Below are 14583 nucleotides of genomic sequence, written 5' to 3' on the forward strand. Positions count from 1 at the left end.
CAGTTCCATGCCGCCGCTGAACACTACGCCGACACCGCCGGCCAACGGGTCGCCGACGCCGAACGCCACGCCGACCAACTCCAGGCCACCGCCCGACAGCGCAGCGCCGCGATCCTGGCCGACGCCCAACGTCAGCGTGAGCAGGTACGCGCCCTGCGGCGCCAGCTGCTTGAGCGCCTAAACGACACCGAACGCGCGATCACCACCCTCCGTCAGGACTGGACCGACGCACAGCCCGAACTCGAAACCTCAGCAGATCAGGACGGCGCCGACGCGACCGTAACCGGCACGGTCGCGTTAGGCGCCGACGCCGCGCACGACCAGTAGCAGCTCACCCGGGCGAAGGACGTGTCGATGATGATCGCAGTCGACTTCGCGCGCTGGGCTGGCCACAGCGATACCGTTCGCGTCTTCTCGCCCCGAGGCGGCCTGTGCAATCGCTGCGACCACGTCGGCAACCACGGTGTTGTTCAACCCGCCACCGACGCGATCTTGCCCGACCTGGTCGACAAACAGCCGGTTGGTCGCGGCGGACAGCGGCATCGGGACCACCCGGTAGCGTTCCTCGACGTCCAGCTTCGAGTGTTTGGGCCACCGGGGTCCGTGGGCACGATCCAAGACAGGTCGAATCTGCATGCCTTCTCGACGGTCACCGCCAGCGGGTAGATGGCGTCCCACCGATGATCGGGGTTGGCGGCGTGGTCGAGTCGTTGTACCCGACACTGAACTCGCCGCGCACGTGTTCGCCGGCCGGCCATTTGCCGCCGGCCGCTCCTCACCGTCGGTGACCGTGGCGCCGGGACCAAGCAGTGAGCAACCACCGAGCCTCATCACAAAGCATCTAGCAGGCGCGCTATCATCAGAGAATGCCGATCAAAAGTAAGGCGCACGGCGGGTTGACCGCTGCTGTGTCCTTGTTCCATTCGCTGGCGGATCCGACGAGGCTGTCGATCGTGCGGCAGCTTGGGGACGGAGAGGCTCGAGTGGTGGATCTCACCGATGCGTTGGGGCTGCCGCAGTCGACGGTGTCGACGCACCTGGCCTGCCTGCGCGATTGCGGACTCGTGGCCGGCCGGCCGGAGGGGCGGCAAGTGTTCTACGCGTTGGCGGTGCCGGAGCTGCTCGACCTGCTCCTCGCCGCTGAGCGACTCCTCGCTGCCACCGGCGAGGCGGTGGCGCTGTGCCCGGTCTACGGCATGCCGGCCACCGACGTGAAGGGACGTGCACGGTGAGCGGCGCCTGCTGCGGCGAGCCGAGCAACGCGGCCGACCCGAGCGCCGATGCGCACGAGCCCGACCGGTTGTGGCAGGTGAGCGAGCTGCGCTTCGCGGCGGTGTCCGGCGTGATCCTGCTCGCCGGATACGTGACCGGCTGGGCTAGCGGTGCGCAGTGGGTGGTGCTCGGCCTGAAGGCGGTGGCGCTGCTGGTTGGGGCGTGGACGTTCGTGCCCGGCACTCTCGAGCGACTGGTGAGGGGCAAGATCGGCGTCGGCACGCTGATGACGATCGCCACTGTGGGCGCCGTCTTCCTCGGCGAGGTCGGCGAGACCGCCATGTTGGCGTTCCTGTTCTCCATCAGCGAGGGGTTGGAGGAGTATTCGCTGGCCCGCACCCGCCGCGGGCTGCGCGCGTTGCTGTCGCTGGTGCCAGAGCAGGCCACGGTACTGCGGGGCGGCACCGAGCACGTGGTGGTACTTGCCGAGTTGCGCGTCGGCGACGTCATGGTGGTGAAGCCCGGTGAGCGGCTCGCCACCGACGGCGTCGTCCGGGCCGGGCGGACCGCGCTGGACGTGTCGGCGATCACAGGTGAGTCGGTACCCGTTGGCCAGGACGATGCGGTGTTCGCCGGAGCTATCAACGGATCTGGCGCACTCGAGGTCGAGGTCACCGCCGGCGCGGCGGACAACTCGTTGGCCAGGATCGTCCGGATCATCGAAGCAGAGCAGGCGCGCAAGGGAACCAGCCAACGGCTCGCGGACCGGATCGCCAGGCCGCTGGTTCCCGGCATCATGATCGCGGGCGTGCTGATCGCGGGACTTGGGAGCTTGTTCGGCGACCCGTTGACCTGGATCGAACGAGCCCTCGTGGTGCTGGTGGCCGCGTCGCCGTGCGCTCTCGCGATCGCCGTACCGGTGACCGTCGTCGCCGCAGTCGGGGCCGCCAGCCGGCTCGGCGCGCTGGTCAAGGGCGGCGCCGCGCTGGAGGCGCTGGGCCAAGTTCGACAGATCGCATTGGACAAGACGGGCACGCTGACGCGCAACCAGCCCGCCGTCGTGGACGTCGCCACCGGTGCCGGTGTCACCCGCGGCGACGTGCTCCGCGTGGCCGCCGCCCTGGAGGCGCGCAGCGAGCATCCGCTCGCACGCCGTACGGCACCGCGGTGGAGGCCGTCGCCGGTGCCGGCCTCACCGGTCGCATGGACGGTCAACTCGTTCGGCTCGGCCGGCCGGGCTGGATCGACGCGGGTGAGCTAGCCGGTGCCGCGAAACGGATGCAGACCGCCGGTGCCACAGCTGTGGTGATCGAACGGGACGGACGACCGATAGGCGTGGTCGGCGTCCGCGACGAACTGCGGCCGGAGGCCGTCGAGGTCATCACCTCATTGCGTGACCAGGGCTACCGGATCACCATGCTCACCGGCGACAACCGGCGGACTGCGACCGCGCTCGCGACCGAGGCCGGGATCGAGTCGGTGCACGCCGAACTGCTGCCCGAGGACAAATCCAGGCTCGTCACGGAGCTACGCGGCATCAGCCCGACCGCCATGGTCGGCGACGGCGTCAACGACGCGCCCGCATTGGCGACCGCAGACCTCGGCATCGCGATGGGTGCCATGGGCACCGACGTGGCGATCGAGACCGCCGATGTCGCCCTGATGGGCGAGGACCTCCGGCACCTGCCCCAGGTCCTCGACCACGCCCGCCGCTCCCGGGCGATCATGCTGCAGAACGTCGGTCTCTCCCTTGCGATCATCACGATCCTGATGCCACTTGCGCTGTTCGGCGTCCTCGGCCTGGCCGCGGTCGTCGCGGTGCACGAGGTCGCCGAGGTCGTCGTCATCGCCAACGGCGTGCGTGCTGGCCGCGCTCCACGATTGCCTGTCGTCCCCACAAAGAGCAGCAACCGGGAACTCGCGGCTACCGCTGCGCGCCCATGACGACGGCGGCATTCGCGGCACCGGTTCGCTGATAGTTGATGGGGGTCAGGTCCGGCACCGATGAGTCGCACGTAACCTTTGACCAGGATGCGCACGTTCCTTCCGTACGTCGCCGCTCGGTTCGTACTGTTTGTTCCTCGCCTGCTGGGGTGTCCTGTGGCTGTTCGGCGTACGGGACCTGCTGGGCGTGCTGCTCGCCTTCCTGGCCAGCAGCGTGCTCGGGTACCTGGTGCTGAAGCGCCTTCGTCCCCGCGTGTCGGCTGCTGTCGTCGATCGATGGACCAAGGTGCACCACCGCCTCGGTTCCAGGCCGGTTCCTACCCGCAGAGAGGGCGCACGAAGGGATAGGGGTTGACCGCGCCGCCGCCGTTCGGCCAGCGCTCGAAGTGCGACGCGCTGGTGTCGGCGCGAAGCGAGGCCCTGGTGACTTTCTGTGACAACTCCGTTAGCCCAGGCGGAGGTTCCAGCGGCCCGCCCGGCCGGTGAGGCGGACGGACGCCAGCGGGGGGATGTCGATGCGCCAGAACCCCTGCGGAGGTGCGCCGAGGGCATGCACGACGGCGGCACGCGCAGTCGCGGGTTCGGTGATGGCGACGATCGCCAGAGCGCCGCTGGTGTCGTCGGGCAAGTGATCCAGCCAGGCGGCGATACGGCGGCAGAACCGGAGGACGGACTCACCGCCATGCGAAGCAGCGGACGGATCAGTCGTCCAGGCGGCCAATGCATCTGGGTCGGTCGCTGCCAGTTCCTCCAACGTGCGACCACGCCAGGCTCCGAGGTCGATGTCGCGCAGCTCCTCCTCGACGCAGGCGTCTACGCCGACCGCGACGGCAGTCTCCCGACACCGGCGCGAGGGCGCGGTGAGGTAGCGGCCGGCCCGCGGGAGTCCGGATCCCGCCTCATGCGCGCGGCGCCGACCATCCTCGTCCAGTGGCCGGTCGTCGTCGATGCGCGCCTGGCGCAGGGACCGTCCGGGTGCGGGAGTAACCAGAGTCAGCCGGATGGTCATGACCTGGAGGCTATCCGCGTCCCCGGCACAACGTGAGCGAAGGATCTTTGCCGGCGGCGGCGGCAACCGGTACTGTCGTGTCCGTTAGGACGACGGTGCGTCTGGAAGTCCGGTGAAAATCCGGCACGGTCGCGCCACTGTGAGCCGGTCGGCATCCCCCCGCTACTGGGGTGCTGGCGGTGAGTCAGACCCACGTGCCGTCGTCGCGTGCTCCACCGAGACGGGACGCGTGTTCCCGAAGGAGGCCGCCATGGCGCAGTCCGCCACTGTCACCGCCACACACCCGAACCCCGCCGCGCCCAAGTTGCCGTTCCGGGCGATCTTGCCCTGGGCCGCGCTCTTCGGCCTATTGCTGGTGATCCTGCTGTACTTCGTCGGCGCGGAGCAGGGCGCCACCTCGATGCTGTCCGGCGAGGGCGTCCACGAATGGCTCCATGACGGCCGACACCTGCTCGGCTTCCCCTGCCACTGATACGCGTGGACAGCCGCATGAACTCTGCAACTGTTCGCATCCTGCTCGTCCACGGCATGCTCGCGGGGGCTGCCGCAGGGCTGCTGGCCTTCGGCCTTGCGTACCTCATCGGTGAGCCCGGCGTAGAAGCGGGCCTCGCCTACGAGGACGCTCACACCACGGAGCACGGCATGGACCTGGTCAGCCGCGGCCTCCAGTCGACCGCGGGCCTCGCCACCGCAGTCCTGGTCTTTGGCACCGCCATGGGCGGACTCGCAGCACTGACGTTCTGCGTCGCCCTGGGGCGCCTCGGGCGACTCGGCGCGCGAGCTACCGCCATGCTCATCGCCGCTGCCGCGTTCGTCACCGTCTACCTGGTGCCGTTCCTGAAGTACCCTGCCAACCCGCCGGGCTCCAGTGCCCCCGACACCATCGGCACCCGCACCACGCTGTACTTCGGGATGGTCGCGCTGGCCGTGCTGGCGGTGGTCGCCGCAGTGATCGTAGGCCGACGCCTGGCCCGGCGGCTCGGCACCTGGAATGCCGCCATCGCCGCAGCGAGCGCCTGCATCGTGGTTATCGCGGTGGTGATGGTCTTCCTGCCGACCGTCAACGAGACGCCCGGGGACTTCCCGGCTACCGCGCTATGGCAATTCCGGCTCGCCTCACTGGGCATCCAAGCCCTGCTGTGGGCATCGTTCGGCGTGATCTACGGTTTACTCGCCGAACACGTCCTCGAGCCGCGCACTGCACGCCCAGCACAAGCGGCCACGGCCGCGGCAACACGCCCGACCGCCTGACGCAACCCCGCCCGGCAGCGGCTGTCACCTATTCCCTGTCGGGATCTGGGCCGCTCCCGGGCCGCCCTGCTGCGGCGGCCGAAGCAGCAGTTCAGCTCGCCGGCCGTGCGGGCGACGGCAGGGTGCCCTCGATCTCGGCGAGGTTGTGGGCCATCCGTGTGTTGCCCGAAAAGGCTGCCTTGCACATCAGCAGCACCCAGACGAGCGCCTCCCGCCGTGGCCCGTACTCCGGTCCTGCGGTGCCGCGCGACGCGTGCTCGTCCAGCATCGCCAACTGGCTGGCTGCTGGTAGTCGCGCATCAACCGGCGCAGCTTGCGGCGGGACCTCATCGTCGAAAGCACACCGATCTCGTCGAGCTGGAAGACGCGGTCGTCGCGCGAAGTACCCGCCTGCGTTCGAAGGACGCGATCAGGATGCACGCGACAAGCATCGGCACCATGAGAGAGACGTAGACGAACACCAACCCGAAGACACTGAACAACTGGCCGAGGCCGTTCCACGCGCCATGCAGGAGCAGCGCGAGCAGCAGCCCGCCGACTGGCAGCACCCACCGCGGTGCCGTACGGCGTGTGAGCGCGGCATACCCCAACGCGATACCGGTCGCCGAGGTGAACAGCGGGTGCGTCGGCGGCGAGAAGATCCCACGCAACACGAACGTGCCGACGAGGCTGGCCGCCCCTTTCCCCAGCGAGGCACCGTAGTAGACGATGTTCTCGCTCATCGCGAAGCCCAGTCCCACCATTCCGGCATAGACGATGCCGTCGGTCGGACCGTCGAGGTCTTCTGCACGTGCAGGATCAAGAAGATGATCAGGCCCTTGGCCGTCTCCTCGACGACGGGTGCCACCACTGCGGCGCCGAACAGGCGGTCATCGAACGTCACACCGATGGTCGCCTCCAGGACGAGCGCGATCACCACCGCCACCGCGGCGCCCCACGCGAACGCAAGTACGAGGTTGCGAGTCGGTTTGGGCTCCAACCGGTCGAGGCTGAGCACCGCGAAGACGAGCAGGGGACGGGCAGCGTCGCAAAACAGGATGCCGAGCACGAAACCACCAGGACCGCCGACCAGGAAGCCATAGGCGAGCGCGACGATGCCGCAGGAGCCGATCCCCACCCAGCCCAGGACGGCGACGACGCAGGCGGCCGGCGAGAGCGTCCTTGGCCCAGGTTCTGGTGCTCATCGCCACCCAGCGTTCAAGTCTTCGGTCACGGTCCCCACGCCTGTCACCTAAGGTGCTTAGTTATTTCGTTGGTCATGTGTCGTTGGGGCGACGGGCCGCGAGGTGAAGAGCAACGATCGGGGCGCGTCGTCGTCGACAAGAGCGAGCCAAGCAGCGGCCCCGTCGGTCGGTGGTGACCACTTGCCGCTGTGGTGAACTGCGGTACCTACCCGGACATCGTCAACGACGGCCAGGCTGTGCACTCGCTCGAGCACGGCGCGATGTGATGCTGACCCAACAGCGGCAGATCGGCCAGATGCACGGTGGCTAGTCTCCTGGGACCTGCCACAGGCGTCCGACCGGGCCCCGGATGGTGTGGATGGACATGCCGAGCACGGTGATGCCGGGAATGGCGACACGCCCGCAGCTACGCTCGCTGAGTCGAGCCCGCGGTTGCGATGCCGAGGTCCAATACCTGCGGCTGATGGTGTGCCCGCCACCACGGTGGCGGGCACATGGCCAGGGGCGAACCTTGACCGGGCCGTCGTTCGAAGGACACGTCGGTGACCCGCTGGCCGCGAACCCGTGGTCGACCTGTAGCTCTACTCCAACCCCGTCCTCATCGCGACCGGGGCGCCGCCGGTGTCAGGCGATGACGAGAAGCCCGGTGAGGTACATCGTGAGCAGGCCCGCGGCGACACCGCCGATGGTGGCCGGGTCGAGGACCCGGTCGTCGCGGCCGCGCAGCGAGGGGGCCATCTGGACGACTACCTGGACGATGGCGCCCACGCCGACGCCGAGCAGGAACGCCGACAGCTCCGCGTTGGTCACGGTCGCGCCGAGGAGAGCACCCCCGATAGCCGGCGCCCCGGCCAGGACACCGAGGCCGAGAAGCCGGGACAAGGCCGGGCGTCGTCGGGTAAGGGGTGCGACGATCGCGAGACCCTCGGTGGTGTTCTGAATGGTGAACCCGACAACCAAGGTGGCACCTAGAGCGAGTTCACCGACGGCATAGGCGGCGCCGATGGCCAGACCTTCGCCGAGATTATGCAGCCCGATCCCAATCGCGATCATGAACGCGAGGCGGGTTCCGCTGACTCGGCGTGGTTCTCCGTGGCGGGCGCGGGTCCTGAGGCGATGGTCCACCGCGGTCAACGCGAGGAACGCCAACACGGCGCCGAGCACGACCAACGCCGGGCCGCCGAACGCGCCGCCCCCGGTCCCGGCGAGCTCCAAGCCCTCGATGGTGGCGTCCACCGCGAGGAACGCCAACAGCCCGACGGTCAACGCCAACAACGCCCGCACGCCGCGGCTGCCGATACGGCGCAACGCCGGCAGGAAGAGCATCCCCAGCACGACCGGAATGATTCCGACGTAGGTGCCCAGCAGAGCCATCAGAGCGAAGAAACCGCCGCCGGCCTGCGGAGTGTCGACCGCGGCAGGGATCTCGTGCTCGATCACCACACCGGTGGAGGTGACGATCGACACCTGGTATGGCTGCCCGCTCTGCCACGGGTACGCCAGCCGCAGCGTTTCCGTATCGAGTCTTTCAATCGGCCGCGTCCCGCCGTCGAAGTCGACGTAGGCGTCGTTGACGAACACCTGCGCGACCTGTACCGGATCCGGACCGGTGTTGCGCAGAGTCAGCGTGATGGAGCCGGGAGAAAGCTCATTGCGTTCCACGGCGAGTTGCTCGATCGGCGGTCCTGCCCGGTCGGGCAGCGTCCGGCCGCCAACTACGGCGAGTGCGACCAAGACCACGCCGATGAGGACGACGCATATGATCGCGGGCACCCACGCCCGCGCACTCCCAACTCGGTCGACAGTCACTCGGTCACCTCGAAGAAGCCCATCCACCCGAGTTCGGCGAACTCCGTCTGGTGCGCATGGAACATGAACCGCCCCGCGTACGGGAACCGCACCTCACAGATGCCTCGCTGACCCTGCGCCTGGGCGATCGTGTCGGTGTACTCCGCAGGTTCCAGCCGGGTCCCGGTCGGGTAGTAGTCGAAGAAGTTGCCGTGCAGGTGGAAACTGTTGATCGGGTCGTACTCCAGGATGTTGACCAGGTAGATCCGGACCAGCTCGCCGCGACGCACCCGGACCGGCTCGTGCATGAAGTGGAACGGGATGCCGTTGACCGCGTAGAGCTGGTTGCCCTGCCCGTCGAACGTCGTGTTGTAGCCGTGCATCACCATCACCAGCTCGTCCGCAGACCGACGCGGCTGGGGCGGGTCGACGATGAACGTGCCATACAGGCCCCGGGAGATGTGCTCGGCCAGCGGTCCCACATGGCAGTGGTACAGGTGCACCCCGAACGGCTTGGCGTCGAACTCATAGACCACGCTACGGCCGGGGTCGATCACACCGAGCCCGACGTCGGGAACCCCGTCCATCTCGGCTGGATGGATGCCGTGGAAGTGCATCGTGTGTGGGTGGGCCGAGCCGTTGGTGAACCGAACCCGCAGCAGATCACCCTCCCGGCAGCGCAGCGTCGGCCCCGGCACCCGGCCATTGAAGGTCCAGGCAGGGAACCGGACGCCGGGCGCGACCTCCACCTCCTTGTCGCCGGCAACGATCTCCCACTCGCGCAGCACTCGCCCCTGCCCCGTATGCGAGACGCGGCCGTAGTCGAAATCGCGCAGGATCTTGCTCGGATGGAAACCGTTGCCGCGATGGTCGACGGCGCCACCCTCGCGAAACGTCGGGCCGTTCACCCCGTTGCCATGTCCGCCGGTATGCCCACTGGCTGCCTTAGCCGGGGCGCCTGAGTCCCTGACCACGCTCCGTGCCCCGAGCGCGGCACTGGCCGTGCCTGCCACAGCGCCTCCAACCAGAAACCGACGCCGCGATGGAGCCGCCATCAATGCCTCCAGCCGTCCACCAGGACCGCGTTGTCAGCCCCGGAACTCCGCGCGTTCCATGGCAGACGCCCGAGACGATGCCGCACCTGTGCGCTGCTCATGGATCGCCCCTCATGGTGCCGCCCAACCACACCACCGTCGCCGGGAGTTCAGTTGGCCAGACAATGAATACGTTGCTACGAACATCATAGTTCGTGAGCCCGTATAAACACATACGCTAATGCGTAGACATGGCTGCTGAACATGTTCCGGATTCCGCCGGGGCGGGATCAGCCCGGGTGCGAGGCGATGATCCGGGCGAAACGTCTGGGCCTTGAACGCCTTGAACGCGCCGCCGTTGCCGGGGACGAGCTCGATCCGCACAGGCTCGCCGATATCCGGATGGCGGGCAACAGCTCGATGAGCGACCTGCTGGCGAGCTGCTCGGCCTCGGCGATCGCGATCTGCACAGCGGCGATCCCGTCGGCTGCGGCTCGAGGAGATATACCACCGGATGTTCGAGACGCAGAAGCAGTGGGCGGAGAAACACGAACCAGCTGACGACGTCTGCCGCAGGTATGCTCCACTCCTACGCCTGACCGCAATACCCTGCCGCCACCTGACCTGAGCTCACACAAAGGGTGCCAGCGTGCCACCCACGGCTGGAGCCGGGCGACGAACGCTGCGCACACCCCACTGACCACAACACGCCCACCACCACTCCCGCAGGTTACTCACGGGCCCATCAGCAAGGCGGCGTGCAGCTGTTGGTTGATCTCCAGCACCACCAGCGGCAGGACGATCAGCAGTATCAGCACCCATCGCGGGAGCGCGAGGCGCACATTGAGCCATCGCCCGCTCAGTTTGCCAACCGCATGGCGTGCGACGAGCGCAATCGCACCGACCACCAGGGGAATACTGACCGGGTTGTACGCCCAGGCGAGTCCCCACTCCCCTCGCATGGCGTACCGCACTCCACGGGTGCCACCGCAGAGCGGGTCCATGATCCCGAAGAAGCGATGCAGCGGCCCGTGCATGTCGATAGGCGGCAACCCGAACACCGCCATCGCCCCGCCGAGAACCAGGCCGCCGAGCGCCACGTAGACCAGTCGGCGGTGCCTGTCCACCTGCTCCCACCGCAGCCTCAACGACACGCGGGCGGACCGGGTGCGGTGCGACTCGTAGGCACTGGCGGTCATCAGTGGCACTGCTTTCTCTAGACGCTCTCCTAAGTAGCTTAGAGCATTGCGGGCATACGCGACGCTGCCCCAGTGATGCCGCCCAGCTGTCGCTTCGGGGACGGCTCGTCGATCAGATCGTGTTCTCGTTCAGCTGAGTCACTCGGATGAGCTGGAGGCGGCCGGGGACGCTCATCGTGACTTCCGCGCCGCCGTAGGGCGAGGTGTCCGACGGGTCACGTACGCCGGGCCGCGACCAGGTACGCGGTCCCCATCCAGCCACGAACGCCGCGGCCGATCGTTCTCTCCGGATGCGTGCGCCAGCTCCGCGTCCGCCGGCGGACGAACTTGTCGAATGGTGGCAGGAGTAGCGTCAAGTCGTAGTGGATCACGTCATCGGGAGCCAGGCCGACGCCGCGCATCTTGCCTCGGAGCCTCCGTGGCGGCACCGCCCGGATGCCCGAGGTGCGGACTCCGTGCCGTCGTTCGGGAGGTACTCCCGCCACCCGTTCAAGTCGTCCGAGAAGGCGAACCGCCGGCCAGTAGAGCACCCACTCGAAGAGCCGGTAAGGGCTGAGCGGATTGAGCATGGTCGCCAGCAGGAGGCCGTTCGGTCGGAGCACCCGCGCGGCCTCGCGCAGCGCGCAGGAAGCATCGGTGTACTCCAGCACCCCCATCGCGAGAACGACGTCGAAGCTGGCATCGGGGAAGGGCAGGCACTCCGCTCGCGCCACCTGGAGCCGGGCGATGTCCCCGACTCGCTCCCTGGCGGCGTCGACCATAGCCGGCGACTGGTCGCACGCCGTGATACGGAGGTCGCCACCGCGAGTGTCGAGCAGATGTCGTACCAGCATGCCGGGGCCACAGCCGACGTCGAGAAGATCGCCGCCGCGATGCTCGCCTAGCGATTGCTCGATGGCATGCATCCGTGAGTGGAAGTACCGTGCTGACGGGCCGTCACCCTCATGCGATGCCGCATAGCTGGCGGCCGCTTCTCGGCTCTCGTATTGCGTCCAGACGACACTCTCACGAACCGAACGCCCGGCCCTGTCGGCCGACCGCCGGGCGCCATGCAGCGACACAACTACCTCCATCGACCGACTCGTTGACCCGTTCACGTCCTGCTTCCACCGGATACACGACGTTTCCGGCTGCTACTAGGTTAGCTAGAACTAGGTTTCTTAGTAGTCAGTTCCTGGAAAGCACACCCGCGTCACCCTTCGATGACACGGGAGGGGCGTCACGGGACCGTCGGTTACCGAACGCAGCGAGCAGCAGCGTGAGCAAGGTGGCGCTCAGGATCGGCAAGTCACCGGTACGGGTATACGGAGTGCGCTCGTCTCGCAACGGTACCCGCGCGGTGAGGACGCCGGGCCGCTCCAGCTCACTGCGCCCGACGACCGTTCCGTCCGGAAGGATGATCGCTGAGTATCCCGTCGGCGCCGCCTGCAGGACGGTCTGGCCCAGCTCACGGGCTCGCAGCCGCGCAGCTGCAACTTCCATCGCGGGGACTTCCTCGCTCGTGTACGATGCTGCGTTGGTGGGCACAAGCAATATGTGCCCACCAACGGTCGCGGCGGCCCGTGTGCGGTCGGAGAAGAACACCTCGTAGGAGATCACGATGCCCAACTCGCCGGCAGTCGTGTCCAACCGCCCGGGCCCGCGGCCGGGGATCGCGTCACGGGGGACGAGCGAGGCGTCGTCCGTAAGTCGCTCGACAAGTGGCCGCATCGGCAGGTACTCGCCGAACGGCACCCGGTGGACCTTTTCGTAGCGACCACTTACCGACCCGTCAGGGTCCCAGGCGACCGCGGCGTTACGGAAGCGGTCGCCGTCCTGCTCGACGACGCCGACGACGAGTGTGGTGTCGAGCTTCCGTGCCAGCGCCGAAAGTCGAGCACCCTGCCCTGACTTGGTCACCGACTCGTCGACGTCGACGACGCCCTCCGGCCACAGCACCAGGTCCGGTGATCCGTCGATTTGCTGAGTCGCTGCGAAATGTCGTTCGGTGACCTTGCGCGGATCGCTGCGGACAGCAGGGATGCCGCGTGGCCCACCGCCCTGTACGACAGCGACATCGAGCGACTGCGGCGAGCGCGTCGGCAGCAGCGTGGCGATCCCCACGACGACTGCGATCACGAGCAATATGCTCGCGCCGGTGAGCACTCCGCGACGCGTCAGGAGCGGCGCCACCACGGCGACCCCGGCGGCCGCCGGCAAGGCGACGACGAGCAGGGAGCCGCCGAGCCCCGCGGCAACACCGAAGGGCCCGTCGATCTGCCCGAGGGCGAGACCGGGCAGCGGAAATCCCCCGAGCGGGAACCGCGTCCGTACCGCCTCAAGCAGCACGAGCGCCGCGGGTACAGCCCACCAGCCGCCGCGGCGACCAGGGACGATCGCCATCGCCGCGGCGAAGAGTCCCACCTCGACCGCAAGCACTGCGACGTAGCCGAATGCGTTGAACGACGTGAGCCAGAAGAGCCCAGGACCGAAGAACGTTGCACCGGCTGCCGCGCCCACGAGCAGTCGACGCCTCCATCCGCAGCCATGGATGGCCATTGCCAGCAAGGCCACGCCAGCGGGCAGGAGCATCCACAAACCTATCGGTGGCATGCTCACGAGCATCATTGCGCCCGCCGTCGCCGCCAGAGCTACGCGTACAAGTGGGCGCATCTCTACGTTTGTCCAGAAGCCCGTTCGCACAGTCAACCGTGTCACAGTGGAATCGGGCAGTGACGGTCGAGTGTCGCCGCGATGGCCGGATTCGCCGCGATGATGCCAGGGGCTGCGAGCAGCCCGATGATGACGGTGGCGCTCCCCGTACGTGCGATTCGACCGAGCGGCGGATGTTGGGTCAGCATGCGCCGCACCCGTCTCGCGACCCGTTGGCCGCTCGCCCCGAGCGCGCTGCGTGGGATCGGCGCACCGGCGATGCAGAGGACCGCCGCGGCGATTACCCGACTGTCATGGCGGCGGGCGGCGACGTCGGCGGCGGCGAGTTCGACACAATGCGCTATCTCATCCGCGGCTGTACGAAAGAGCGGAACGAAGGGGAAGGCGCGGGCGAGAGCCTCCGCCGTAGTGACCGCGAGATGATGGCGACCGAAGAGGTGCGCACGCTCGTGAGCGAGGACGGCAGCCAGTTGCTCGGCATCCAGACGTTGGATGACCCCACTCGTCACGACAATTCTGCGCACCCGACCTGGCAGGCAATAAGCGAGCGGGCGGTCGTGCTCGACCACAAGGGCCCCGAGGTCCGGGTCATGGTAAGCGATCGGCGCCAACATGTTCGCGTGCAGACGACGTTCCCGGACGGCGCCCACGAAGCCGCGGGCGAGATGGATGCCCGTCCACGCACAGAGCGCGAACGCGATGCCCAACCCAGTCATCGCGACCAAGGGTTGACCGATGCCCGCATAGTGGCCCCGCAACGCCACCAGCAGCGCGGCTGCCAGCACCGATGCCGTAGCGGCCTGCCACATGGCGATGGCTAGGTGAGGCGCGCGATCCATCCAGCGCGACCTGGTCAGGATTCTCGGGCCAGCGGCCGCCAGAACGAGTCCGTAGCCGACGAGCACGGTCGAGACGGTCACTAGCCCTGCCCTCAGGCGGCACGATGCTGAGTGCGGCTCGAAGCGCCTCGGACTCCTCAGGCGTAAGTTCGGCGAGAAAATGCACGAACGTCGCGGCATGGTTCGGGCTGGTGGAGAGCGCGCTGCGCATCAGCCGCGCCGTGTACGCGTCACGCGATGCCACCGGCTCGTACAGGTGCGCCCGTCCGGCGGATTCGCGCCGCAGCCAACCCTTCTTGTGCAGCTTGTCCATCACGGTCAGCACCGTGGTATAGGCGAGATCGCGATCCTCGCGCAATGCGTCGAGTACCTCGCGTACGGAGGCAGGCCGGCGCAGCGACCACAACCGGTTCATCACCGCCGCCTCCAGCTCACCGAAAGCGCGCATGCCGACGCCCTCCTTCCTCTAAG

Annotated in this window: 16 protein-coding genes, 1 pseudogene and 1 riboswitch; of the genes and pseudogenes, 6 read left to right on the forward strand and 11 right to left on the reverse strand. The window is 68.0% G+C overall.

Annotated elements, in window-relative coordinates; all coding sequences use genetic code 11:
- Positions 1-297: 297 nt before the first annotated feature.
- Complete coding sequence (locus tag GEV07_14590) at positions 298-543, reverse strand: hypothetical protein (GenBank protein ID MQA03889.1); 246 nt, start codon at positions 541-543, stop codon at positions 298-300.
- A 323-nt stretch (positions 544-866) separates the two neighbouring features.
- On the opposite strand from GEV07_14590, the gene GEV07_14595 reads away from it, so the two are divergent.
- The 3 genes and pseudogenes from GEV07_14595 (at position 867) to GEV07_14605 (ending at position 3511) form a co-directional block, all read left to right on the forward strand.
- On the forward strand, positions 867-1232 hold the full coding sequence (locus GEV07_14595; GenBank protein ID MQA03890.1) for a metalloregulator ArsR/SmtB family transcription factor: 366 nt from the start codon (positions 867-869) through the stop codon (positions 1230-1232).
- Positions 1229-3156, forward strand: a pseudogene (gene cadA / locus GEV07_14600) (cadmium-translocating P-type ATPase). The gene GEV07_14595 and the pseudogene cadA overlap by 4 nt, the downstream one beginning before the upstream one ends.
- 130 nt (positions 3157-3286) lie before the next feature.
- Complete coding sequence (locus GEV07_14605; GenBank protein ID MQA03891.1) at positions 3287-3511, forward strand: DUF4229 domain-containing protein; 225 nt, start codon at positions 3287-3289, stop codon at positions 3509-3511.
- Between the two features lie 90 nt (positions 3512-3601).
- Here the strand turns inward: GEV07_14605 and GEV07_14610 are convergent, their stop codons facing one another.
- Positions 3602-4165, reverse strand: coding sequence for a histidine phosphatase family protein (locus GEV07_14610; protein MQA03892.1), 564 nt, complete (start codon positions 4163-4165; stop codon positions 3602-3604).
- A gap of 76 nt (positions 4166-4241) precedes the next feature.
- Positions 4242-4382, forward strand: a riboswitch (cobalamin riboswitch).
- Between the two features lie 33 nt (positions 4383-4415).
- On the opposite strand from GEV07_14610, the gene GEV07_14615 reads away from it, so the two are divergent.
- Both GEV07_14615 and GEV07_14620 read left to right on the forward strand, forming a co-directional pair.
- Entirely contained in the window at positions 4416-4637 is a 222-nt protein-coding gene (locus GEV07_14615; GenBank protein ID MQA03893.1) for a CbtB-domain containing protein, read from the forward strand.
- A 17-nt stretch (positions 4638-4654) separates the two neighbouring features.
- Complete coding sequence (locus GEV07_14620) at positions 4655-5416, forward strand: hypothetical protein (protein MQA03894.1); 762 nt, start codon at positions 4655-4657, stop codon at positions 5414-5416.
- Positions 5417-5742: 326 nt separating this feature from the next.
- Here GEV07_14620 and GEV07_14625 read toward each other — a convergent pair whose 3' ends face one another.
- The 4 genes from GEV07_14625 to GEV07_14640 all read right to left on the reverse strand — a co-directional run bounded on the left by GEV07_14625 (position 5743) and on the right by GEV07_14640 (position 9443).
- A complete protein-coding gene (locus GEV07_14625) occupies positions 5743-6174 on the reverse strand; it encodes a PrsW family intramembrane metalloprotease (GenBank protein MQA03895.1) in 432 nt (143 codons plus the stop codon).
- Complete coding sequence (locus GEV07_14630; GenBank protein MQA03896.1) at positions 6135-6542, reverse strand: PrsW family intramembrane metalloprotease; 408 nt, start codon at positions 6540-6542, stop codon at positions 6135-6137. The genes GEV07_14625 and GEV07_14630 overlap by 40 nt, the downstream gene beginning before the upstream one ends.
- 682 nt (positions 6543-7224) lie before the next feature.
- On the reverse strand, positions 7225-8409 hold the full coding sequence (locus GEV07_14635) for a ZIP family metal transporter (GenBank protein ID MQA03897.1): 1185 nt from the start codon (positions 8407-8409) through the stop codon (positions 7225-7227).
- On the reverse strand, positions 8406-9443 hold the full coding sequence (locus tag GEV07_14640) for a multicopper oxidase domain-containing protein (protein ID MQA03898.1): 1038 nt from the start codon (positions 9441-9443) through the stop codon (positions 8406-8408). The genes GEV07_14635 and GEV07_14640 overlap by 4 nt, the downstream gene beginning before the upstream one ends.
- A 288-nt stretch (positions 9444-9731) precedes the next feature.
- On the opposite strand from GEV07_14640, the gene GEV07_14645 reads away from it, so the two are divergent.
- Complete coding sequence (locus GEV07_14645) at positions 9732-9983, forward strand: hypothetical protein (protein MQA03899.1); 252 nt, start codon at positions 9732-9734, stop codon at positions 9981-9983.
- Positions 9984-10156: 173 nt separating this feature from the next.
- Here the strand turns inward: GEV07_14645 and GEV07_14650 are convergent, their stop codons facing one another.
- The 5 genes from GEV07_14650 to GEV07_14670 all read right to left on the reverse strand — a co-directional run bounded on the left by GEV07_14650 (position 10157) and on the right by GEV07_14670 (position 14560).
- Complete coding sequence (locus GEV07_14650; protein ID MQA03900.1) at positions 10157-10621, reverse strand: DUF2752 domain-containing protein; 465 nt, start codon at positions 10619-10621, stop codon at positions 10157-10159.
- A 215-nt stretch (positions 10622-10836) separates the two neighbouring features.
- A complete protein-coding gene (locus GEV07_14655) occupies positions 10837-11694 on the reverse strand; it encodes a methyltransferase domain-containing protein (protein MQA03901.1) in 858 nt (285 codons plus the stop codon).
- Between the two features lie 94 nt (positions 11695-11788).
- Complete coding sequence (gene lnt, locus GEV07_14660) at positions 11789-13273, reverse strand: apolipoprotein N-acyltransferase (protein MQA03902.1); 1485 nt, start codon at positions 13271-13273, stop codon at positions 11789-11791.
- Positions 13274-13314: 41 nt separating this feature from the next.
- Positions 13315-14292, reverse strand: coding sequence for a M48 family metalloprotease (locus GEV07_14665; GenBank protein ID MQA03903.1), 978 nt, complete (start codon positions 14290-14292; stop codon positions 13315-13317).
- The gene (locus GEV07_14670; protein ID MQA03904.1) at positions 13862-14560 is read right to left on the reverse strand and encodes a hypothetical protein; all 699 of its coding nucleotides are present in this window, start codon (positions 14558-14560) and stop codon (positions 13862-13864) included. Before GEV07_14670 ends, GEV07_14665 begins: the two co-directional genes overlap by 431 nt.
- Between the last annotated feature and the right edge of the window lie 23 nt (positions 14561-14583).

Source organism: Streptosporangiales bacterium, from assembly GCA_009379825.1.
Lineage (GTDB): Bacteria > Actinomycetota > Actinomycetes > Streptosporangiales > WHST01 > WHST01.